This is a genomic window from Clostridium vincentii (assembly GCF_002995745.1).
Taxonomy (GTDB): domain Bacteria; phylum Bacillota; class Clostridia; order Clostridiales; family Clostridiaceae; genus Clostridium; species Clostridium vincentii.
The window spans coordinates 1-23,627 of the sequence record NZ_PVXQ01000015.1; the positions used below are offsets into that span (position 1 = coordinate 1).

Genomic DNA, 23,627 nt, shown 5'->3' on the forward strand with positions numbered 1-23,627 from the left:
AATGATCCAGATTTATTTAAATCACTATTTCCATGGAGTAATCTTCCTGCTGAATGCTATTTAAATAAAAAGGATTGAAAATAAGCGGTTAATGACTGTCAACGTGACGAGTTATTAACCGCTTACGTAATAACTAAATCCTCACTATTGTATAAGGCTACTTTCTGGCCTAGTAAATAATCCTTTATCTACATTATTATCAATTACCTTTGCGACGTGTTTTGCTAGTAGTACGACGCAAAAAAATACCGCAAATTTATTTGAATACTACGGTATTCCAATTAATCTATTTTTTCAATAATACAACCATACATCTATTAAAAGAATAAATTACTTTTCCTCTAACGAACTAGCTAATATAGACCAAATAGGGTTTGAAGGTTCCCAATAACCAACAATCTTTCCTAAATAGAAAATGCCAACAACTTGAACTTCCTTATTTTCTAATCCATATGCCTTTAATGTTACCTCTTTCCCTAAGTATGAAGAGAAGTCTAAGCCTTCCACTTTAGAAAGTTCATTGGCTTCCTTCAATATTTCTCCTACATTAACATCGTCTCTAACCTCGTCAAAACCTTTAGGCAGTCTTATTGTAGCTTCCGCCCCACTGTCTGACATCAATGTATATCCTTTACTCTTAAGAAAAGCTGCAAAGGAATACTTCTTGATAGTAGTTAATCCCACAGCTACAAACGCTAAAATAATAATTAATGTAATTAATAAACTTTTCACTCTAAATTTCTTGATTTTTAAAGTCATATTTCTCATCCTCTCTACATTATTATAATTCTATTTTAAACTAAATTTACATATTGTTTATATATTTATCTCCTATTGAGTATCAACATAGATTTTCAAGTCTCCACTAAATTTTTTTATTATTTTTAGACAAATAATAAAAAAATGAAAAAATACGACTAATCCATAAAGCCAATATCGCAATTACAAATCCTACATTATTTAGATATATAGAATACACAGTAATACCCAATATAACAAATGTTTCTATATCGAATGAAGATGATTTTGCATTTATAAGTATTCTATTATTTCTTTCGTCTTTAACCTCAATTTGTTCCTTATTATATTTTTTTGGATTTCTTGCAAAATCAATCACCCTTTTTAACTGAAATAACGAAAGTCCAATAGATGCTCCTGACACACCCAATAATGACAATGAATAATATTTATTTGGAATTATAACATATCCTAATATAAAAAATGCAACAGCAATGACTATGAGCAATATAAGTTTTACTATTTCTTTAGACCATTTAATATTTTTCATTTTTCTTCCTCCTCATAAATAAAAATTTCTTCAATTGACATACGAAAATAACAAGCAATTTTAAATGCTAAAATAAGAGATGGGTTATATCGACCATTTTCAAGAGAACCAATAGTTTGACGTGAAACCTCTAAATCATCTGCAAGTTCTTCTTGATTTATGCCACGCTCTTTTCGTAGTTCCTCTAATTTGTTTCGCACAACAAAATATACCTCCTATTAAATTATGGAAAGCTTACTTTCCATCAACAGTATAGCATTTGCTGCTTTAAATGTAAAGTGTACTTTCCATATATTCTTGATAGAAAGCAGACTATTTTTCAAGTTTGCTAAGAATATAAATATGATACTTACATCGTCTTGCCTACAGATTATTCATGTAATTTCAAATCTATCCTGTTATAACAAGTTTATTATGAGGAGTTGATACTTTATGAAAGTTATTGCAAAACCTATAAAAATGATTGCATGGTTTACACAAGATGGGACACCGAAACCCGTTATGAATTGAAATATGAGATTAATACTTGTAAATGGATGTTGTATAAAATGTAATAAAATACAGTATTAATCGTTTTTTATAAAGTTTAAAAGAAGCCTGTCCCTTAAATAGGAACTAAACTTCTCTTTCTGTCTTCCTTATCTAGTATTGTAACGCAAAAATACCGCATATTCTTTTTATTGAATAATACGGTATTAAAATCTATTTTTTATTAAAGTTATGAATTATTATAGAAATAAAATCACTATTAAGGTTCCTGCGGATAAAAATACATTTCTCCTTTACCAATTAATATAACTCTGTAAGTAGGAAGGATAGGTACTGTAATGTGTTTTTCTGACTTTGGTAGTAGTAGTATAGAATGCTGCATATTTAGATTTTCATCCATAATAATCATGTAGATTTTATCTGTTGAAGAAACGTTTGAAAATAAATAGATCTCATTTTTTGAAGGATTAAAATCAGATACGTTATAAATACCTTCCTTAAAAGTGTTACTAATTGCAAATACAGGTTTTACTCCGATTACATTGAATATTAAACATAAAAAAATTAATGATAAAACAGTAAATCTCTTCATCATTTACCCACCTTTCAGTTATATTATGCACAATAAATATAATAATATTAGTCAAAATATATATCAGAAAACTCAATTTCAGTATTTTCTACATTATAATTTAAATCATTAACTCTATGTTTATGTGTGTTAGCTTCACTTTCCATAAGCTTAATAGGTAACTTAATTATGAACTCACTACCAATACCTAATAGACTTCTTGCTGTAATTTCCCCTTCATGCATCTTCACACAGGATTGTACAAGTGATAATCCAAGGCCACTACCTTCAGTGCGTCTTCTGAGTGAAGCATCTACTTTGGTAAAGGTATCAAAAATTTTTTCAAGCATATCTTGCGGAATACCAACTCCAGTATCTTTCACAGAAATCAATATATGATCTTGTCTATCATATATTGTTACAGCTATATTTCCTCTTGGCTTAGTAAACTTAATTGAATTTGATAATAAATTCAACATAATTCTTTCAAATTTTTCTGCATCAAATGCAGTTATTTTTTCTTCTATTTCCGTATCAAAAACAACATTAATTCCCTTTAGACTTGCATATTCAACTATTGATAATGTAACATCTTCAATAATTTTAATAATATTGCCATTTTTTAAGTGCAGACTAAACAAATCTACTTCTATTTTATTCATATCTATTACATTATTAATCAACCTAATCAATCTATGACAATTTTTTTTCATTATTTTTGAATATTTAAAAAATTCCTCAGCAGTATATATAAATGAACTATCTTTATGAACTTTTTCTAATAACTGCAAGGCACTGTAGATAATATTAATAGGTGTCTTTAATTCATGTGATATAGTTGAAAAAAGTTGAGTCTTTAATTTATTATATTCATTAGATTCTTGTAGCAACAAATCTTTCTTTAACGCCTCAACCTCTAAGCTTTTCGAAATCCTCTTAAGCTTTAGTTCTTCGTAGCCTATTTTTGAAAGCGCATTTGCAACTATAAACAACACTTCTGCGGCAGCAATTACATTTTTTTCTGTAATAATTTTAATTTCCCTTATAGCCTCAATAAATTTAGCCTCATCGCCACCTATTTCTTTTGCTGTTTGTATATACCTTGATTTTTCAGGTTTCTTTGTTAAAACTTGTCCACCTAAGATAGTTCCAATTTGTTTGCCCTCTACTAAAATAGGAGCTGCAAAATCAATTAGTCCAGCATGGCAGGTATAAATATAAGGCCTACTTGTTCGTGCTGCTTCCGCTCCAGCTTTTCTATGAGACTCTGCACATCTATTATCACCTATAGTGGTAGTATGTATAAGATCAGTACAAAAGCTTGTATAGGAGCTTGGGTTAGTCACTGGATTTCCACTTTTATCTACAGTTACACTTGCAATATCCATACTTTCAGCAAAGTTATCCTGGAATGTTTGTAGTATGTTAATATCTATAACATCTTTTATTTCAAGTGAATCTATATCAATATCGCAATTAGTGTTTCCAATCATAGTTTAGATTTCCTCCAATGTTTTTAATTTAATTTTTATTTATTATAAGTTACCATTTCAGCTTAATTCAAACAATTATATTCATATTATAACATATTATGTAAATTCCTACTATTCTCTCAAATAGCAGAGTTTTGATTTTTCTATTTAATCTATTCTTCTTAATATTGCGATTATTCATCCTCAAAGTACACTTATTACTTTGCTTATAAATTACCCCTACTCCCTCTTGATATGATCCCTCTAAAGTAGACAACGTAAATATAAAAACGTTACTACATTGGAGGATTTATTTTATAAGACTTCTTTCTAACCGAATAGTTAATATATATTTAGAACATCATAAAAGTAAGCATTACTTCTAGATGCGCTAATAACAATCTTGAATGGATGATTTTGGTATCCATATATTATAATATTTCCAAAGTTATCTTTATATTTTTCTTTTATATCTTTAAAATTAAAAATATAATATCCAATTATTATTCCATTTTTAAAGCTACCTGTTGCTCTATTTAAAATCTCATTACCATACATTACGTTGTGCTCTTTAATTTCAAATATTTCTACTCCATTACTAAAATATGGTCGTATAATTATTCCTGATATATTTGATGAAAAAGCAAACATTACAAGTACTATTAAACTAATAACCAAAAGTGTTTTATAAAAAATATCTATATCCACTTCTCTCAGATGTTGAAATATACTCACAACTCCAAAATAATCTAAAAATAAAGATAAGTATGTTCCAAAAAGCATTACTCCCGCAATTAATATTACAGTAATATCTTTATATTTAGGAAAATCAAGTTTTTCTAGTTTTTTTATTCTATTTAAAATAGAATAAGAATCTTTAATTCTTACCAAGATAATAAAATTTATACTAGACATCAAAAAAAACTTAACTAAAAATATATAAGTAAAATTATCATTTTTCAAAAAAATAAATATGATAAGAAACATCATATTTATAGCAATTGGAACTCTTAGATTTTTAAATATTTTTTTCATTTCTCCTCCTCAACTAATATAGATAATCTTTACTTCTCTATGGTCTGCTATGCTAATAAATCCTGTTGTCTTTGCTGTTACATATATATAGTTATAAATTTTAATCAAATCCCTTCTAATATGAATTTATATACCTTTGCAGCGTAGTTTGTGAAGATTATGAATTTATATATCACTACCAAAACTGCAACTAATAGTACAAGGTTAATAACTGACATAATAATTGTAGAATAGTCAATTCCCATAAAAATCATCCTTTCTTATTTATAATTTTGTTATATTAAAAATGCCTTTGCGACGTAGTTTCTCTAACAATAGGAAAGCAACTTCAATTAAGCAAAACATACCCCATTAAATGTCGTCCTATCTTAGTATTGCGACAAAAATATACCTCATATTCATTTTTGAATATGGCATATTTTAGTTTTGTTATAAATCTTTAAGTATTAATGTGACTTAGTTAAATTCTTATATCTAGCTGATAAATTGGAATTTGTTTTAATATTTTTTTATAATATTGGTACACAAATTTCACAATAATGCTTATTTATCATCTGCATTGCATAGCGTTCAAGAATAGGTCTTCTATCATCAAATTCATAATTTCTTTTTGACAACTCCGAAAATATCTCCATCCATGCTTTTTGCATAGCATCTACTGTATGACTTATTTCAAATACGCAATATTTTCCACCGATAGTTTTTCCAAAATTAATATACTTATTATCAACCTTAAATTCATCCGAAACAACTAAACATGTATCATAACGACAATTTTTAGGTTCTGTAATTTGAGGGTTATCTTGAGCTATTCCTAATATGATTGAACTTTCATTAAATAAGTCTTTTTCTCTAGCCCAACTTTTTAATTGTTCCATTATTTGCACATTCTCAGAACCATAAGTACCTGTTTTTCGTATATAAGCAATTTTATATGATGATATCATTTCAATATTAATATCCATAACTTACCTTCTTTTTTAATAGAGTACATCGATGCCTGAAATCATCATATAATGCTTTAAAATGTATTTCAACTTGTTTTTTAAATTACTAAATTACTATTTTTATTACTCAGCCTTAAATTGAAATTTAGCTATTCAAAAGTTTTTCTAAATCTTCAACAGAAGCGCTCATTTTTATTGAAATTTCGTCTATAGTTAAACCAATAGCAAAGAAACGGTTTATTACCATTTTCATATACTCTCCTACTTCAATTAGATGCCCATCCAAATCATAAAATCTAACAACACGCTGTCCCCAACTATGTTCTATAACATCACCTAAATATTTAATATTGGGATATTCTTTTAATTTTTCAATAAAATTATCAAAGTTTTCTTCTTCAAAACAAAGTTCAATATTGTTACTCTTTTCAAGAATTTCTTCTTTTGGAAGATTTATAAGCCAGTCAAATTCTTGTTGCAATGATAATCCACAAGTAAATGATATGTTAATACCATAGTTCTGATATAATTCCACCTCAAACAAATCCTCATAGAATTTTCTTGATAAATTAATGTCTGCTACTGATATGACCGTACAAGTATATTTCATTCAAATTCTCCTTTCAAATTTCATAATATTACACTTCTAACTCAAGTACTATTCATAAAATAAGAAAATTGACTTTTGATTTCTATAATTCTATTTTTCAGGCTGGAATGAAAAATGAGCATGAATAATTTCCCATCTATTATCCATACATTCCAAATATAATGTACTTCTTACTGCTGGAACAGGAAAACTTTTATATTTTGAAATAAAACATAAGCATGCAGCCTCTCCTTTATGAAAAATATTTATATTCTCTATAATAAGTGGCTCAACCTCTCCTGATTCAGTCGATTTTCCTTTTTTGAAAAAATCAGAAATTAATTCCAGATGTTCTTCTAAACTATATGTATCATTATTCTTATGATTATCAAAATATATTAAAACATTACCTTTTGAGTCATAAAATTCTTTTAAACCTATTAAGTCTTTATTGTAAAAACACTCATTGTAAGCATTTAAGAAATCAATAAAAATATCATCAGTATTCCTACTTTCCATCCTAATTCCTCCCTATCTATTTCTTTTGAATTATTAGTATGTGAATAATTTAAATAATCTCCTCTACAAATTACTATTTATAATACTCAACTTTAAATTAGAATTTGTATTTTTACAACTCAAAAGGTGAAGATTACCGCACCCATTTTCTCTAATTTATCTTTCATCTTTTTGAACTTGCCATAATTTCCAATACCAATAAGCGATTCATTAAATAAAATCTTATATTGCTTCGTTATTCCATCAAGAGCTGAAGCACCTACACAGTAATTACCATCTACACCAACTAACTCAAGTTCGCTTGCATTTATCTTTTGTAAATACTCCATTAACTGTTTATTAGAAAAACAACTTGCCTTTCTTTTTTCAAACACGTTATTAGATATGACCGAAAGTCCATCAACTAACCTTTTTGGCTTTCTTCCAAATTCCCAAAAGAATCTATTTACAATATAAATCACTGATTCATTAGGATATTCTAAAAATTTTTCATTGATAGACTCTATCAGTTCCTTAGTCTTATAAGGATATATTTTTACATTCCTAGAATCCCCTACATAGTCTTCCTGCATATCTATAACTAATAAACATTTCATTAAATCACCTCGTTAAAAATTACTATTTTTATTACTCAACCTTAAATTGGAATTTAGCTTTTACTATTCTTTAATATTTTTACAGAACTATATACAAGTACAGGAAGAGCAACAATCGTTATAACACCCACTACCCTTACTAATATATCTGGTAATTCAATCCCAAGAAGTGAAGAAAAAGCATTTATAATAGTTGCAATTCCAATAATGAATAAACTGATTCCCCACATTGTTCTATTTCTCTTATTATTCATTTAAACCTACCTCCAAATTACTATGTATCTTTTGGTTAATTATAGCATATTTTGCAAATACCGTATCGTTCAATTTCCGAAGAACATTGTCGTCCTTTACACATATTCCATATTAATAATATACTTGTTGTACAAGCCTGCATTATTACAACGGGTTCACTTTAGAGGTGCAAAGTAAATAGCATAAGTATTGTCAACTAAATTAAAACCAAAATTTAAGTATAAAAACATCTCACATCAATTCCTATGATGTGAGATGTTTTTATACTTATTTAGAATTTTATTTATTAGAGATCTCGTTGCTTTCAGGTTAATACGCACTTAATGAATAATATGCCTTAAAGAACCAAAAGATTAGGCTCAATTTGTTGATTTTTCAAGCATTTTTTTCAAATATCCTTCATTCAGCAAATGCACTGTTTCAAATTCACCTTTATAAAACACAGCCCAGTTATTAAACACACAAGGAAGTCTCTTTGATTTCTCTAAACTGTCAACTGCTATTAACTCAATAGGAATGTCATTTGTCTTGCAATATGCTTCAATTTGTTTTATGCAATTCGGTATATACGGGCACTGTAAACCATAGTAGATAGTTAGAGTTTCACTATCTATTCTCTGTGTTTTTGCAGTTGGTGCAAACTGTGGTTTTGAGCCATCAAAAGATAACGCTAAAAGCTCATACTCGCCATCAATGGTATCTACCGTTTCAAATCCAAATTTTTGCATAAACTTTTTCTCTGCGAGAAAAGGTTTTTTCTTCTTAGCGCTAATAATGCAAACACCTGCCTTGCTTTGCTTTTTTGCGTCTGCTATACAATAATTAAGTAATTCTTTGCCATAGCCCTTTCTTTTGAAACTTCCCGAAACCCAAAGACAATAGATATATATATAATTATCACCAACAATAGGCACCCAAGCTTTTTCAAGCAGTGTATATTCAATAAATACCTTGCCCTTTTCATTGAGTTTCCTAAAAACATGGCCTTCCGCTATTCTATCTGCAATCCATGCTTTTTTTACATCAACACCATATTGATGTTTTTTATCGGCAATAGCACAGCACAAATGTTCACTTGAAATATTGTCTGCGGTTAAATTTATAAAATCATTTTCCACCGTTTCATCCTCCTGTTATATAAAATAGTCTTCGCACCACCATAAATTACTGTTGCGACACAAAACATTTATTTACCACTAATCCTATTATTAGTTTTCAAGTATATATAAATAACCATTTTTTATTCTCTTAGGTATATCACCATTAAAGCCTAGTAACTTTAGCTCTTTAACTAAAGTTAGTAAAAAAAATCCATGAGATACTATAAGTATACTTTCTAATTTATTAATATCTATCTGCTGCAAAAATGCTTTTGCCCTTTCCTTTGTATCATTTATTGTTTCTAATTGCGATTTATGATTTATTTCCCATGCAACCCTTGATAAAATACTCCATATAACACTTGGTATTTTAAACTTTAATTTCCACATTGGATACATTTCAACTTCTCTTAACAATTCAGTCCTTTGTAAATTCTTATTATAAATACTCTCTGCGGTCTTAATAGCTCTTGTTAAATCACTGCAATAACATCTATCCCATTCATCACTGTTTATGTTGGTATCATTATATATTACAGTGGCATTATCATAACTAGTAACAAATTCATTAAAATCATTATGATTCATTAATTTCTTAGGTTTAAAATCAACTTTAAAATGCCTAACTATTCCTATCTTCATTTTCTCCTCCATTAAACTTCATTAAGTATATATATAATTATAGTTATTTGGTAATTGTTTACAAAATATTATTCTGGTAATAGCTCTTTATTAATCATCAGAATAATTACTTGTTTGATTTAAAATGTCCTCTGTCATAATACTAATAAATTTTTCAGGTTCTTCAAAAAGTGGACTATGGGCAGAATTTTTAAAGGTATAAAAACCTTTAATTGGAGCATCTAAGCTTTCATAATACTTCTTTGATAAAGAATAGTTTACTGTATAATCATATCCACCGCTAATAAAATAAACTGGAATATTTATCTTAGGAATCTTAGACGTTAAATCTATTGCTAGCATTTCACTAGATAAGTTACTATTCTTATTTAAATTAGCCTTACCTCTCCATATATTTATTTTTTCACTTAAAGTATATCCCTGACACTGCATTACTGGAAAGAAAATTCCTGTAATGACAGATTTCATATTTCTCATAGTACCAATACCAGCTTTATGCATTGCTTCATCTCTCAAAGAAGAAGCAAAAAATGAATATACTACCTTTTCTGATTCCATTACAGGAAATTTTTCTAACTTTGATACCATTGATAAATTGTTATTTTCTTTATAAAAGTCTATCATATATTGGTAAGCTAACTTTTCAGATTCAATCATATTTACGACTTGCCCAATGCCAATATAAGCATGATATAATTCGGGGTTACTTGCAGATACTTGAATTCCAAGAAAGCTTCCCCATGAATGCCCCATAAGATAAATTTTATCTTGATTAAAACGCTGGCGTATATAATTAGTCACTTGTATAGTATCATTCAATAATTGCTTTAATGTTATAGAAGCATTACAAACGCTAGTATTATAAGATAATCCTACCCCCCTCTGCTCCCAATAGCACACAATAAAGTGTTCCTCAAGATCTTTAGAATATTTCTCTGCAAGAAAATACTCAGGCATTCCTGGCCCACCATGAATAAATAATAACACAGGATTTTTAACACTCTTTCCTTTAATAAACATTCCCTGTTTGACACCATTAATATTAATAAATATTTTTTCAGAAATACTCTCTTCAATAACCTCATTATTTTCATCTAAAAAAGGTTGTATAGTACCAGGACTTTCAAAATACAATACTAATGTACAAATAAATAAACAAACTACTACACTACCTATAACCATTCTCCCCTTTTCTATAAATAATCCCCATTTGGTTTTTTTCATTTTTTAATCCCCAACTAATAAATAAATTCGATTCCACAAAAATTAACACCTTATAAAACCTATATATATCTATTTTCTAACATATATTGTTATAACATATTTTTACATTTTTAATCTTGTTTTATTTATTACTTATAATCATTATTTTAACCCTTGGATTCTTGTTTTTTAAACCTCATTTACTTGTGATATGGTTCTCCGTATCGGTTGCAAATGAGGTTTTTATTTTATATGTTAAACGTTTAAATTAATATATAACAATCACCATAATGATTTTTCACTACCTTTATTAACGACTTTCAATGTCATCATCTAAAGTTTTTTGATAAATCTTAAGATATTTCATATATTGATTAGATGTAATTATTTGATAGATATACCAAGCCACACTGTTCGAAATTGTAACAAATAAAAACCAAATAGTGCAGATTGCAAACAGTTCTAAACTTTTAAATGGACTGATTGAAGTTTTACTAAAATAGAGTAATGTTAAAATATATAACCCTAATCCAACTATAATTATTCTATAAACTTGTGGCACCTTTATGGAAATAATGTCCGTAAAACATATGATGATCCCCAATGTAAGAATACCAACATACCATAGTATTTGCTCAATAAACCCTATTGGGAATATCTTGAAACCGTAATAACTCTTATAAAAATATGCCATCACCATAATCACACCTATTAAGGCAAATGAAAATATTAGTGTGCTTATTATTTCTTTCACCTTTTTTAAAATTTTCTCTTTTTTGCTCATAGAATCACTCCCATCCAATTAATATTTTAAATTCTTTTATATTACGTCTAGATATAATAAGTTTTTCTTTGTTTTTAAGAGTTACCATAAGATTTCTATTTATCATTGGCACTACTTTTCTAATATATTTCGTATTAACAATGGTACTCTTAGTGGCACGAAAGAAAGAAAAGCCTTTATATTTCAACTCTATCTCATATAATCTTAGCGGACATTCTAAAATCATTTCTTTTAGATATACAAATGTTCTTTTATCTACACTTTCAAAATAATAAACTTCATCTGGATCTACCATAATATTTTCTTCATTTGAAGTAACCCAAAGCTTATAATCCATATTTTCAACAAACCCTTTTATCTTCTTTATTTTTCCATTCTCTACTGAACAATAAATAACCACTTCATCCTCTTCAAATTCTTCCTGGTTCTTAACAGTTACTTTCAATTCATCCCCTCCTCGTCCCTAACAATAGTTTAATTAGAATCAAAAATCAATACCTTAGTTCCATGTGGTCAAATAGCTATTCTATCAGGCCAAAAAACACATTCCCTAAAGACGTATTCTTCTGCAATCTTACCCTCCAATGATATATTCCCATTATTATGACACCTCCGGATCAAACCTTATACGAATTATTATTATAAATTTCATCCAATCTTTTATTTAGGCATCATAAAATAAACATATAAAAATCCATGTCCAATCTATCTCTAGATCGGCGTGGTTTTGACTAGTGGAGGCGAAACACACCTAACCACTGTTTTACCATCCAAATTTAGTAAAAACCTCATTTACTTGTGATATGGTTCAGCATTCATAATTCTAATTCTTCAATTACTTAATGCGCCCTAGCCTCCCAGTGTGACTCAATTTACAAATATTGTTCATTAATTTATTAATCTTTCTATTGTATTATCTATTCCTTCTACAACACCAAATCTACCGTTAAATATCTTAAAGTTATAATACTCATATAAATCCTTTGCTAATATATTTCCATTATTAAATGTTGTATTTGTTTTCTCTGGAATAATTACCTTATACCCATACTCAAAAGCAATTTTACAAGTAGTATCAAAACAATATTCTGTTTGCATACCTGTGATTATTAACTGATTTATACCTTTATTATCTAGATACTCTCTTAAACTTGTCTCCTTAAAAGCAGAATTATAATTTTTACATATTATCTTTTCAGTTGCGGTTGGACTTATTTCTTCATAAATATTCCATCCATATGAATTTAGTTCTAATTCGCCACCGATTTTATCAGTATGTTGAATATAAATTATCTCTACATTTTTTCTCTACATTTTTCAATTAATCTTTTTATATTACTTATAACTTCTTCTATTGCGAAAGGTTTTGCTAATACTAATGCATTTTGAACATCTACAACTAAAAGTGCTATATTTCCCATCTCTCTGTCTCCTTTATATAAATTTATCTTAGTTTAAATATAAAATATCTAATTCTACAATTGTTTTAACTTAGAAAGGGATATCGGGCCATATTTCAATTGCCACAGAATTATTGATTTCCATTTTCCTTTAATTGTATCGTGCACTACTTCTAGAGGACATGTATACTCATCTCTTATCTTCAATTTATATCACATCACACTCAAAATTCGTCTTTTTTTCTAAAAATAATTCTTTATTAAATATCACTACAAATAAACAAATTACTGTTAAAACAGCTACAAGTACTGTAAATCCTTCCGCAGTTAACCTTCCTCTTAGGAGAAACTGATTAGTTGTATTTATTGATACATGCCAAATTGTCGTACATAATAAATTCCCATCTGTTTTGTAATATACCCATGTCATTAAAATAGATAGTTCCATTGCTGACACTATAAATATTAGAAATCCAAATATGCCAAGATTAAAAGACATATGCCAAAATCCCCACAAGAAACCAACGATTAGTGTACTAATAAACGGAGTATATTTTGTTCCAAGAGTTGGTAGTAAAAATCCACGCCAGCCTATTTCTTCAAACATACATCCAAATATTATGGCAACTATATTTACTATATAAAATGCAATTGACCCTTCCCATGGATGATATGAAAAACCCAATAAAGACAAAATTCCCGCAGTCAAAGCAACTGATGTTATTGATATTCCTAAGATCACCGGAACCCATTTTGAATTTCTTGCAGCAATAGAAAAAGACTTTTTAATTTTTATCCATATATCTCTATTCTTCGTAATAATGCATATACTAATCACAGCCAACGTTGGTGCCAACTGTGGAAACGACACCGAATAGTAACTAGCATTACTTAAAACATTCTGCGGAATAATCAATACACCACTAATTACAAGAACAAAAATGTAATATAAAACTGCTGGATACTTTTCAATCACCTTTTTCATGTCTATCTCCTTTATTATAAAATGTTTATTTTGATTGTTTCCTATTAACCCTATGATAAGCCTGTCCCTTAAATAGGAATTAAACTTTTCTTTATGTCCTAATTTACGAATAAAGTGAATCAAATAGTTAACTTCAGATTGTATCACAAGCCCTATTCAAACATATTAATTGTTTTTAAAATGAAAATCACAAAATCTCTTTCCTTCAGCAATTGTACCACTTCGTTCAAACTTAACCTTGGGCAAATAACCGCTAAATGTTGTTGTATCATTAGCACAAAAAACTGTACATAGTTCAGGGTGCCCGTACTGACTTGTAACTTCAAAATAAACACATCTTTTAATATTTAAATGAACCTCTTTATTATCATATCTGATCCATTCTGTTTCCCAACCTTCATTAGGATAATTTTTGTTCATAACCTTTTTACATCCTATCTTAAATAGATAATAAAAAAACGGTATTTTTCCCAGTATCTGATTTTTCTTTTTCATAATCATAGCGTACTTTTGTGTTTCTTCAAGTATATTTTTATAAGCATTTTCAGTTGAAAAACCATACTCAAGTAAAGACATATAATATGCAAGGGCAGGAAAAATATACTTAGTCATATGCCATTTTATCACGTCACTGTTTCTATAATCTGCTTCAATTTTCATTTTCCGAAAATTTTCTTCTGCTTTATTGTATATACATAGACCTTTTTCATTTCCGTACTTTTGAGTACATATAGATTTCAAATCTTTGAAATTAGTATCGCTGTAATTCATTATTTAATATCCCTCTCTTAAAAAGTATTTTTAGACTAAAATATAATTTATAAACATATTATTCTTAAATTGTGTCGCAATAATCTACGATTGTTCATTAATTTACTAAATATTTTTCAATACTCTCAGCTTCTATTTATCATTGAATAATTTCTCTACCCGGCTTAAAAAACCCTTGTCCAGATCTTTAGCATACCCTTCAAAATTTTCTTTATTTACACTCTTAATAACACCTTGGGCTTTTAACTCATTATCTAAGTTAATTAATACATCTTCAAAATTCATATTTTTACTAGCTTGCATGCCGTCACTAAAAAAATTAACAGACTTATCATCATTAAATATAACCTTATAATATGGTGAATAAGAGTTTTTATGCCCTTTTGCAACTCCAACATTAACACTATTTATATCACTATAATTATAAATAACACCTTTAGGAGTTATAGGTGTGCTTACCTTAATGCTGTTATGATATAAAATTGAATAACCTGTCATTCCACAATATATAGGTATTATTAGAACACATATATAGCAAATTTTTATTGCCTTAAATATCTTTGTAATCTTATCATCAAATGATATAAGTCTATTTAATATCTTATAGAGAAACTTTTCAGGTTTACTAAGTGTTTCAATATCTACAGTTTCAGTATCTTCTTCTATTATTTCTATTTGCTTATTTTTTCTTTCAGAAAACTTTTCCTTTATTCGAATAAAAGCATATGTAATTAAAATCAGAATCATAGTTATAGGTATCATGTCTAACTTGCCGGATACGAGCAACAAGTAGTCTCCTTTTGCAAATAAAAATAACTTCAAAAAATAGTAAGCTAAAAAGACTACCCCTGTAGTAACTAAAGCAAGTATAACAATTCCAATAAAATAAAAAATGCTAAGTACTATCCGTTTCATTTTTTTCATTTATACCCCTCTCTTTATACTAACGCATCGTTTCCTATACATATCCCTAACACGCACCACCTATAAACTCACAAAGTTATTATTTCACCTTTGCGACGTAGTTTGTGAATATTTTGTATTAAATGTTATGCTATCATTTTAATAATAACAAGAATAATAATGACTATACCTACAATGACTGAAAATATTCCAACTATTTTATTGCCCTTAGTAATTCCTTTTGAATCTCTCTGCTGTGCCATATTAATTTGACTTAATCCACCCCAAAATGTAGTAAGTCCTAAAAATATCATCATAATATCAATATTGCCATTAAAATAATTGAAAAAGTGTAAGATTCCTAAACAAATAGTGTCCTTTTATATTTGATTCTATTCTTTCCATAATTCAAATTTCTCCATATCTAATAGAATGCAATTAACTATACCTGCATATTATGCTTATTTAAAAATATAAAACTTTTGTATTTTATTAAAATATAAATAGCAAAAAATCTAATTAGCAAACTTCCTATCGCCAATATATCTCCAAGTAAAATTGCAACAATACAACCCAAGGCATTAATAGAAAGTGTTATTATCGCAAACTTTATACCTATTCCTTTTTTAGTCAATAATAATACAGATGATATTATTTCAAGCACAGCCATGAAAATTCCATATGCAACAGCGTAGGTAGGAATAACATCACTTTTAAACGTGCCACCCACTCTTAATAAATGACGAAAACTGAACCATGTCATATTTGGTATTAAACCTTTTACTATGCCCATAATTCCGCCAATGAGCATGGTGAATATTAGAACATATAATAAAATCTTGTTTCTCTTCACTACTTAATCTCCTCACTATTTCTCCAAATAATATAGAAATAAACAAAGTTGCTTTTTAAGAATAATCTGTATTACAAATAATTTAGTTCTCCTAATATGTTTTGTTCATTCTGTGTTACATTCTCTTTGAAAAATATACTATCTACATTATTACAATACCATTCAAACGCGTTTTTTAAACCTATTGAAAAATCAGTTTCAATATTATAAAGTTTACTAATTTTCGATATATCAAGTACATTATTATAATTAAAAAATGGGAAGAAGTCTCGTTCTTTTCTGTTGTAATTATTATAATCATACTCAATTACTTTTGCTTTCTTACCAACTACCTTCGCACAACATTCAATCCACTCTTTTATTGTAATAGCTTTCTTATTACCTACATTAAAAATGGAAATTCTATCAAGATTAGTATTTAGCAAATTTAAAATAATATTTGCTAAATCAGTTGTATAAATAAACTGTAAGCTTGTACTTCCGTTATAGGGTATAATAATAGGCTTGTCGTTACAAATATGTTCAAATATAAGACTTTCTCTTTGAGCATAGTTATTTTCTCCATAAACATAAGGAGGTCTTAGAATTATCAAGTCTCTTTGTGTGTTTTGGAACTTTTCTATCAAAAAATATTCTGCTTCTATTTTGTTTGTTCCGTAGGATGTCCAATATTTATTTTCTTTCAACGGAGTTTCTTCACTATATGGAATACTAAAATTTTCGACATCATAAACAGCGCTTGAACTGATAAATACAAACTGTTTTAGGTTTTCTTTATTCAAAGAATTATATAAAATTTCAACTTGTGATTCATTTAAGGCAGACACGTCTATAACAATATCAAATGAGTATTTGCTTAAAATAGTATTTATTTGCTCCGTGTCATTTCTATCACATTTTAAGTTGATTACTCTTTTATCATTATTTTCTCTTGTACCTCGATTAAGGGTGTATACTGAATAGTTATTATCCAACAAAGCATCAACTATTTTCTTACCAATAAAATAGCTTCCACCCATTACTAACACCTGCTTTATCATTTTATATTCTCCTCTCATTAATCAATAATTTTTATTTCGTTTAATTCTACATTTGCAACGTAGTTTACGAAGATCACGTCACATTATAAGAATATACTATAGATAAATTCATATAATTTCCTTAAATTTTTCCAATCTAAAACAACCTTCATCATCTACCTTTATTAGTCCATCTTTATAATCATATCCCATCTTTTTATAAAATTCACATGCAGTAATTGATGCTGGAATTTCGATTCTTTTTGCTCTTATAAAGTATTCATCTTTCTCAAGTGTTTTAATTATTTCTTGTCCTATCCCTTTACCATGTAATTCTGGCAGAACAAATATTGTTAAAAGTATACTTTCATCTTCTTTTCCCCAAAAACTTGAAATTGCTCCGCACCCTACAATTCTCTCATTTATATATGCAACATACATATGTGCATAACTACTAATTTATATTACCTTATCTGAATTATAAACCTCTGCTAATTTGTAAACTTTCCATATTAAACCTCCAATTTAAAAATATGTTTATGTTTTTAAATTTCATTTTCTCTCCAATAGCCTATTTTCATGTCTATTTGTGAGTTCGCCCTTATTAAGTAATATAATTAAAAAGATAAGAATCAGTCCCAAAAAAATAATTGACGAAGTATTATACCCGATTTTTCCTAACTCACCATTGTAAGAAGAATTAATTGCAGAATTAATTGCTGCATGCGATAATATTGCCATTAATATATTTCCATTAGTGTTGCTATATATCCATGAAATATAAATTGAAAAAAGAACTACAGTCAGCATGAATATTGTTATTGATTTTAAGTCCTTTGTTCCTTCTGCTATTAGTTTAGGCAAATGCCACATTCCCCATATAACTCCAAGTATCACAGAAGATGCTATTTGGCTATATGATTTCTCAAGTTTGGGTAATGCATAACCTCTCCACCCTACCTCTTCCATAGTTGCAAATATAATAAAGATAGGAAACGATTTAATATAGTTTTCAAACGAAAACACCTCTATTATAGAAAAATGTCTACCCTCTACCGTAAATGAAATCATAACCGATAATATACTTATTATCATTATTGAAAAAATTGATAGTACGTACCACTTCTTATTTAAACCCTTTGGATTGAATCTTTTTAGTAATCCTTTTAATTCTCCTTTTCCACCTAACAATATTGTTAGGACTAAAGCCACTAATATTGGAAAAACCACGCCATATCCATATATGTATTTAATAAAATAAAGTGATTTGAAAATCTTAGTTGACCAACATATCCATGATAAAAGAAATGTTATTAAAAAATATAAAACTAATGATGATTTTTTAACATTTTTTACATATCTCCTTAAAAAAAGTCCCTGTATTAAGTCACAATTCACTACTATCTTGTTTTGAAAACCACTATTTCGATCTACTGAAAAACATAACTACCATATCTACTATCCTGTAAATCCACTTCCACAGTTTAGGTGTAAAACAAATCCCAACGGTGAGTAAACCTACACCTACTACAAATGTTAAAGCACCTTGGTCTCCTTCAAAATTGTTCAAGAATCCTAGAATCAGGGATATTATGATAAACAGTAACCCGCAAGTTGTCATTAGTATATTTCCTTTAATTTTTTTCAAAATTTTCACCTCCGATAAACACACTCATTTACTAGATATTCTTCAATACTATCCGCTTCCTTTTTTTATTCTTGCTTAAAACTATTGCAATAATCCAAATCCTATTTGTTGTTATTTATAATATTCTGTAATACATCTACATTTGATAACAAGTAATTATCTTGAATTACTTGATTAAAATTTCCTATGTCTTTTATCTCAATTAAATTTTTAACCATGGATCCAATTGAATTTAAAATTGTATCATTGTTCACCTTTATCTCCTCCATTTAAACAAGTATATTCATATTGTAGCATATTATGTAAATTCTTACTATTCTCTCAAAAAAAGCACTTAGCATTACTGCCAAGTGCTAAATATAACTTATTTCTTTAATCAATTCTTTGATATAAGTCTTTGAATGTGAACTATTAAATATGTTAACTCTTCATGTGGTAAATGTGTTTGGTATTTTTCATAAAAATAATTATCAATCTTAAGTGCACAAGAAAATGCTTCTTTATATTTACTGCTTACTTGATCGTAAAGAATATCGTCGGTCTCATTTAACATTCTATCTGCAAAATATCGCTCTACAAAATACTTAATATGAGTAATGAATCTTGAATAGTGTATGCTTTCTGTGTCAAATCCATCTTTTATTGAATACCTAACTACATTAACTATAACTCCCACTAATTTTGCAGCTTTCATTGTATCTAGAGATTCATCCTTTTCATCTTGAGCATTTACTAGATGAAAAGCTATATTGGCACCTTCTTCTTCTGAGAGAGAAATATTAAATTTAGTATTCATTAACTTAATAGCATACAAACCTACTGCAAATTCCTTAGGATAGAAGTTCTTAATTTCCCAAAACACTCTATTTGTGATGTTAATATTCTCAATAAAACGCTTAATTGCAAAATTCAAATGGTCTGCTAATATAAAGTATATACTGTCTTTAAACTTAACATTTAATACATTCTTAGCATATGTTATTATATCATGTGTCACGTCTATAAGTTCTGGATGAATTGCATTCATCAAGTAGCTGACCTTCTCCAATTCATTGTTATCCACAGGTATAAAAGTCTGCTCAATACTCTGCTTTTCAATTATCATTCCAGTTTTCTTACCATAACCTATTCCTTTTCCAAGCAAAATAAAATTTTTACTTTTCTCGTCCTGTGCAAGAACTATACTTGAATTTAATACTTTCTCGATTGTATACAAAGCAACTCCTCCAATACTATTTAATCTAAATCATTTCCGTTACTTGCAATAACCTTTTTATACCACTCAAATGATTGTTTCTTATAACGCTTTAGTGTTCCTTTTCCTTCATTATCGCGATCTACATAAATAAATCCATAACGCTTCTTCATCTCACCAGTACCTAAGGAAACAATATCAATTGGTCCCCACCAAGTATATCCTAAGATATCTACACCTTCCGAGATAGCTTTTCCGATTTCTTTAATATGTGAACGTAAATAATCTATACGATATGGATCTTTTATAGTTCTATCTTCTTCTAATATATCATTTGCTCCAAGTCCATTTTCTGCTATGATTAATGGCACTTGATATCTGTCATATAGCTGATGTGCTGACCATCTTAACCCAACTGGATCTATCTGCCAACCCCAATCGCTAGACTCAACATATGGATTTTTTATACCGTCTAATATATTTCCTTGTATTCTTTCCTCATTTGGATCAGTACTTACACAGATACTTTGGTAATAGCTAAATGCACAAAAATCTACTGTTCCGTCTTTTAGAATCTGCTCATCGCCATCTTCCACCTTTATATTAATATCATTCTCTTTATAGTAAGCTTTAGCAAAGGATGGATAGTATCCTCTAACATGTACGTCCCCACATAGATAGTTCCTTAGCTGCATAGCCTCATTAGATAACATCATATCTTCTGGCTTACATGTTAATGGATATTGACATATATATGCAAGCATACATCCTACCTTAAAATTCGAATTAATTTCATGTGCTAACTTTACAACTTTAGCACTAGTTACAAATTGATGATGTAAAGCCTGGTAACGCATATATTCTGGAATTTCCTTTGGCTGTACAGCATCACCTTTTTCATTATATAATATCGATCCTCCTTGGAAAGCTTTTATATCTAAGGTCAAACAGTTAATTTCATTGAAAGTAATCCAATACTTAACATCATTTTTATATCTCTCAAATAGAACCTCACAATATCTTGAAAAATGATTTATTACTTCTCTTCCATACCAGCCATTATACTTCTTAGTTAAATAAAATGGAGACTCATAATGAGAAATTGTTACAAGAGGTTCCATATTATATTTCTTTAATTCTGCAAACACATTATCATAAAACTTTAATCCTGCTTCATTTGGAGTATCTTCTACTCCTGTAGGGAAAATTCTTGACCATGCTATAGAAAAACGAAACATTTTAAATCCCATTTCAGCAAATAACTTAATATCTTCTTTATAATTGTGATAAAAATCTATTCCATCATGTGCTGGGAAATAAACATCTTTTTCAATATTTTCATATACTTGTCTTGTCTTATTAAAGGCTGCTGCACTTACATGATCTTGAGTACTTTCACCTTTACCATCTTCTAAGTATGCACCTTCGAACTGATTTGCTGCAACTGCACCACCCCAAAAAAAATCTTTAGGAAATAAATCTTTCATTTCTACACCTCTATTTTTGATACTATCATAATAGTATCTTCATTTTTATCTTTTGAATACGAAGCCTTTTCAACTAAATATTTATCACTATTAGTAATAATAATTGGAATTATAGTATCATAACCAGCTGCTTTAATTTCCTTAATATCAAATTTCATAAGTAAATCACCAGTTTTAACTCTGTCTCCAACTTTTACTTTAGGATCAAAGTGCTTACCATTAAGCTGCACTGTATCAATTCCTATGTGGAAAAGAACTTCTGCTCCATTGTCTGCTATTAAAGCTAAAGTATGTTTTGTATCAAATAACATTACTATCTCACCATCACAAGGGGCATATAAACTTCCCTCTGAAGGATTAATAGCGATCCCTTCTCCTAATATTCTCTTAGAAAAAACATCATCGTTAACTTCAGCAAGAGAAACAACTTCTCCTTTGATTGGTTGATTTATGCTAATTATATCACAAACATTTACACTTGCATTAGTTGTCCCTACTGTGCTCTTAGCTTCTATATTTACTGATGTTTCAGCTTCTTCCTCATCTTCTTTCCATGAAATGAAGGTTATCACAAATGATGCTATAAAAGAGATAACAAAACCTGCAATAGCAAAAATTATATTCTTGCTGTTATTCTCGTCTATAAACATTGAGATACTTGCAATACCAGGCCCTACAGCAGTAAATGCTGCTACACCAAATAGACCAATCCATAAACCACCTATTAAACTTGATATCACAACACTAATAAGCACACGTTTTCTCTGCAATGTTACACCATAAAGTGCTGGTTCTGTAATACCAAATAATGCTGAAATACCAGCAGATATTGATGTAGATTTAAGATCTGTATCCTTAGTACGAAGAGCTACTGCAAAACATGCACCACCTTCAGAGATGTTGTGAGCTAGAGATGCAGGTAAGTATAACAATTCTTTCCCAAATCCAGTTATTGATGAAATTGCATATGGAACTAATGCTTTATGCATACCAGTGGCAATCATAAATGGAAGAATAGCTGCAACAAGACCTACTGCAACCCATCCAAATGTGTTGAATACAAATAAGATAACAGATGTTAAAACTGTCCCTAAGTAAAATCCGATTGGTCCTAAAAGCAAAAGTGTCATTGGTACTGTTAATAGCAGTGACATCATTGGTACAAAGAAAATACGAATAGGTTTTGGTGAAATCTTAGTAAATAATCTTTCCATACATGCATAGAAAAGCACTCCTAATATTGCTGGAAATACTTGAGATGCATATGCAACATTTGTTATTGGAATAGATAAAAAACTTGCTCCTTCGCCTAAAAGTGTTGTCATCTTAGGAAATAAAAGCATCCCCATAGCTCCAACAGCAACTATCTTATTAACATTCAATTTTGTTGCTGTAGTAATAGCAACCATTAATGGCAAGAAGTAAAATATAGAATCACCAATATAACTTATGATAAGATATGTCTGTCCAGTCTTATCTATAAGATTAAACATTGTTAATACTAGTAATATTGATTTTAAAATACCAGCACCTGCGATTGCTGGAACTAAAGGTTGAAATACACTAACTATAAAATCTAAAACTACAGCTCCAATTTTTTTCTTCTTTGCTGATTTATTATTGTTATTTCCGAACTTGCTATTCTTCAACAATTCATCATAAACCTCAATAACGCTATTTCCTATAATTACTTGGCATTGCCCCGTCATAACTACTCCTAAAACTCCATGAACTTTTTTAAGGGCTTCTATATTTACTTTACTATCATCTACAAGTGTAAAACGTAATCTTGTTGAACAATGTTCTAGGTGAGCTACATTATTGTCGCCCCCAATATAATTCAGAATGTCAGTTGATATTTTTTTGTAATCCATTT

At 28.8% G+C, this 23,627-nt stretch carries 32 protein-coding genes and 1 pseudogene; all 33 read right to left on the bottom strand.

What is annotated here, in order from left to right:
* Nucleotides 1–330: 330 nt before the first annotated feature.
* The gene (locus CLVI_RS08120) at nucleotides 331–759 is read right to left on the bottom strand and encodes a DUF4830 domain-containing protein (RefSeq protein WP_170065622.1); all 429 of its coding nucleotides are present in this window, start codon (nucleotides 757–759) and stop codon (nucleotides 331–333) included.
* A gap of 106 nt (nucleotides 760–865) precedes the next feature.
* On the bottom strand, nucleotides 866–1,288 hold the full coding sequence (locus tag CLVI_RS08125) for a hypothetical protein (RefSeq protein WP_106059626.1): 423 nt from the start codon (nucleotides 1,286–1,288) through the stop codon (nucleotides 866–868).
* On the bottom strand, nucleotides 1,285–1,488 hold the full coding sequence (locus tag CLVI_RS08130) for a helix-turn-helix transcriptional regulator (RefSeq protein ID WP_106059627.1): 204 nt from the start codon (nucleotides 1,486–1,488) through the stop codon (nucleotides 1,285–1,287). The genes CLVI_RS08125 and CLVI_RS08130 overlap by 4 nt, the downstream gene beginning before the upstream one ends.
* Nucleotides 1,489–2,036: 548 nt before the next feature.
* Nucleotides 2,037–2,372, bottom strand: coding sequence for a hypothetical protein (locus CLVI_RS08135; protein ID WP_207655347.1), 336 nt, complete (start codon nucleotides 2,370–2,372; stop codon nucleotides 2,037–2,039).
* Between the two features lie 44 nt (nucleotides 2,373–2,416).
* Nucleotides 2,417–3,841: a sensor histidine kinase gene (locus tag CLVI_RS08140; RefSeq protein WP_106059629.1), complete on the bottom strand. Its 1,425-nt coding sequence runs from the start codon at nucleotides 3,839–3,841 to the stop codon at nucleotides 2,417–2,419.
* 321 nt (nucleotides 3,842–4,162) lie between these two features.
* On the bottom strand, nucleotides 4,163–4,855 hold the full coding sequence (locus CLVI_RS08145; protein ID WP_106059630.1) for a hypothetical protein: 693 nt from the start codon (nucleotides 4,853–4,855) through the stop codon (nucleotides 4,163–4,165).
* Between the two features lie 104 nt (nucleotides 4,856–4,959).
* The gene (locus CLVI_RS17425) at nucleotides 4,960–5,100 is read right to left on the bottom strand and encodes a hypothetical protein (RefSeq protein ID WP_170065623.1); all 141 of its coding nucleotides are present in this window, start codon (nucleotides 5,098–5,100) and stop codon (nucleotides 4,960–4,962) included.
* 264 nt (nucleotides 5,101–5,364) lie between these two features.
* The gene (locus CLVI_RS08150) at nucleotides 5,365–5,820 is read right to left on the bottom strand and encodes an AraC family transcriptional regulator (protein WP_106059631.1); all 456 of its coding nucleotides are present in this window, start codon (nucleotides 5,818–5,820) and stop codon (nucleotides 5,365–5,367) included.
* Nucleotides 5,821–5,947: 127 nt separating this feature from the next.
* Complete coding sequence (locus tag CLVI_RS08155; protein ID WP_106059632.1) at nucleotides 5,948–6,412, bottom strand: VOC family protein; 465 nt, start codon at nucleotides 6,410–6,412, stop codon at nucleotides 5,948–5,950.
* A gap of 90 nt (nucleotides 6,413–6,502) precedes the next feature.
* Nucleotides 6,503–6,910, bottom strand: a complete 408-nt coding sequence (locus tag CLVI_RS08160) for a nuclear transport factor 2 family protein (RefSeq protein ID WP_106059633.1) — start codon at nucleotides 6,908–6,910, stop codon at nucleotides 6,503–6,505.
* Between the two features lie 119 nt (nucleotides 6,911–7,029).
* Nucleotides 7,030–7,506, bottom strand: a complete 477-nt coding sequence (locus CLVI_RS08165; RefSeq protein WP_106059634.1) for an isochorismatase family protein — start codon at nucleotides 7,504–7,506, stop codon at nucleotides 7,030–7,032.
* Nucleotides 7,507–7,559: 53 nt separating this feature from the next.
* Nucleotides 7,560–7,760 (bottom strand): hypothetical protein, encoded by a 201-nt coding sequence (locus CLVI_RS08170; protein ID WP_106059635.1) that lies wholly within the window; start codon nucleotides 7,758–7,760, stop codon nucleotides 7,560–7,562.
* 360 nt (nucleotides 7,761–8,120) lie between these two features.
* Nucleotides 8,121–8,879, bottom strand: coding sequence for a GNAT family N-acetyltransferase (locus CLVI_RS08175; RefSeq protein WP_106059636.1), 759 nt, complete (start codon nucleotides 8,877–8,879; stop codon nucleotides 8,121–8,123).
* A gap of 90 nt (nucleotides 8,880–8,969) precedes the next feature.
* A complete protein-coding gene (locus CLVI_RS08180; protein WP_170065624.1) occupies nucleotides 8,970–9,503 on the bottom strand; it encodes a histidine phosphatase family protein in 534 nt (177 codons plus the stop codon).
* Nucleotides 9,504–9,593: 90 nt separating this feature from the next.
* Nucleotides 9,594–10,727: an alpha/beta fold hydrolase gene (locus CLVI_RS08185; RefSeq protein WP_106059638.1), complete on the bottom strand. Its 1,134-nt coding sequence runs from the start codon at nucleotides 10,725–10,727 to the stop codon at nucleotides 9,594–9,596.
* 289 nt (nucleotides 10,728–11,016) lie between these two features.
* The gene (locus CLVI_RS08190; RefSeq protein WP_106059639.1) at nucleotides 11,017–11,490 is read right to left on the bottom strand and encodes a hypothetical protein; all 474 of its coding nucleotides are present in this window, start codon (nucleotides 11,488–11,490) and stop codon (nucleotides 11,017–11,019) included.
* Nucleotides 11,491–11,494: 4 nt separating this feature from the next.
* Entirely contained in the window at nucleotides 11,495–11,935 is a 441-nt protein-coding gene (locus CLVI_RS08195; RefSeq protein WP_106059640.1) for a LytTR family DNA-binding domain-containing protein, read from the bottom strand.
* 443 nt (nucleotides 11,936–12,378) lie between these two features.
* Entirely contained in the window at nucleotides 12,379–12,783 is a 405-nt protein-coding gene (locus CLVI_RS08200) for an isochorismatase family protein (RefSeq protein WP_341458745.1), read from the bottom strand.
* 2 nt (nucleotides 12,784–12,785) lie between these two features.
* On the bottom strand, nucleotides 12,786–12,911 hold the full coding sequence (locus CLVI_RS18060) for a hypothetical protein (RefSeq protein ID WP_341458743.1): 126 nt from the start codon (nucleotides 12,909–12,911) through the stop codon (nucleotides 12,786–12,788).
* Nucleotides 12,912–12,971: 60 nt separating this feature from the next.
* Nucleotides 12,972–13,097 (bottom strand): annotated as a pseudogene (locus CLVI_RS17845) (winged helix-turn-helix transcriptional regulator); the annotation flags it as partial.
* A gap of 1 nt (nucleotide 13,098) precedes the next feature.
* Nucleotides 13,099–13,875: a CPBP family intramembrane glutamic endopeptidase gene (locus tag CLVI_RS08210; RefSeq protein ID WP_106059641.1), complete on the bottom strand. Its 777-nt coding sequence runs from the start codon at nucleotides 13,873–13,875 to the stop codon at nucleotides 13,099–13,101.
* Between the two features lie 165 nt (nucleotides 13,876–14,040).
* Nucleotides 14,041–14,646, bottom strand: coding sequence for an L-2-amino-thiazoline-4-carboxylic acid hydrolase (locus CLVI_RS08215; protein ID WP_106059642.1), 606 nt, complete (start codon nucleotides 14,644–14,646; stop codon nucleotides 14,041–14,043).
* A 132-nt stretch (nucleotides 14,647–14,778) separates the two neighbouring features.
* Nucleotides 14,779–15,570 carry a hypothetical protein gene (locus CLVI_RS08220; protein ID WP_106059643.1) on the bottom strand — a complete coding sequence of 264 codons (792 nt, stop codon included), beginning with the start codon at nucleotides 15,568–15,570 and terminating at the stop codon, nucleotides 14,779–14,781.
* A 125-nt stretch (nucleotides 15,571–15,695) separates the two neighbouring features.
* A complete protein-coding gene (locus CLVI_RS17430; protein WP_170065625.1) occupies nucleotides 15,696–15,866 on the bottom strand; it encodes a hypothetical protein in 171 nt (56 codons plus the stop codon).
* Nucleotides 15,867–15,991: 125 nt separating this feature from the next.
* Entirely contained in the window at nucleotides 15,992–16,402 is a 411-nt protein-coding gene (locus tag CLVI_RS08225; protein ID WP_106059644.1) for a hypothetical protein, read from the bottom strand.
* Nucleotides 16,403–16,473: 71 nt separating this feature from the next.
* Entirely contained in the window at nucleotides 16,474–17,442 is a 969-nt protein-coding gene (locus CLVI_RS08230; RefSeq protein WP_106059645.1) for an NAD-dependent epimerase/dehydratase family protein, read from the bottom strand.
* Nucleotides 17,443–17,550: 108 nt separating this feature from the next.
* A complete protein-coding gene (locus CLVI_RS08235; protein ID WP_106059646.1) occupies nucleotides 17,551–17,862 on the bottom strand; it encodes a GNAT family N-acetyltransferase in 312 nt (103 codons plus the stop codon).
* A gap of 111 nt (nucleotides 17,863–17,973) precedes the next feature.
* The gene (locus CLVI_RS08240) at nucleotides 17,974–18,633 is read right to left on the bottom strand and encodes a CPBP family intramembrane glutamic endopeptidase (RefSeq protein WP_146127315.1); all 660 of its coding nucleotides are present in this window, start codon (nucleotides 18,631–18,633) and stop codon (nucleotides 17,974–17,976) included.
* 208 nt (nucleotides 18,634–18,841) lie between these two features.
* Complete coding sequence (locus CLVI_RS17670; protein WP_146127316.1) at nucleotides 18,842–19,042, bottom strand: hypothetical protein; 201 nt, start codon at nucleotides 19,040–19,042, stop codon at nucleotides 18,842–18,844.
* A gap of 128 nt (nucleotides 19,043–19,170) precedes the next feature.
* Complete coding sequence (locus CLVI_RS17435) at nucleotides 19,171–19,323, bottom strand: hypothetical protein (RefSeq protein WP_170065627.1); 153 nt, start codon at nucleotides 19,321–19,323, stop codon at nucleotides 19,171–19,173.
* A 122-nt stretch (nucleotides 19,324–19,445) separates the two neighbouring features.
* Nucleotides 19,446–20,285 (bottom strand): PRD domain-containing protein, encoded by an 840-nt coding sequence (locus CLVI_RS08250; RefSeq protein ID WP_106059649.1) that lies wholly within the window; start codon nucleotides 20,283–20,285, stop codon nucleotides 19,446–19,448.
* A gap of 20 nt (nucleotides 20,286–20,305) precedes the next feature.
* On the bottom strand, nucleotides 20,306–21,751 hold the full coding sequence (locus tag CLVI_RS08255; protein ID WP_106059650.1) for a glycoside hydrolase family 1 protein: 1,446 nt from the start codon (nucleotides 21,749–21,751) through the stop codon (nucleotides 20,306–20,308).
* Nucleotides 21,752–21,753: 2 nt separating this feature from the next.
* Complete coding sequence (locus CLVI_RS08260; RefSeq protein ID WP_106059651.1) at nucleotides 21,754–23,625, bottom strand: beta-glucoside-specific PTS transporter subunit IIABC; 1,872 nt, start codon at nucleotides 23,623–23,625, stop codon at nucleotides 21,754–21,756.
* Between the last annotated feature and the right edge of the window lie 2 nt (nucleotides 23,626–23,627).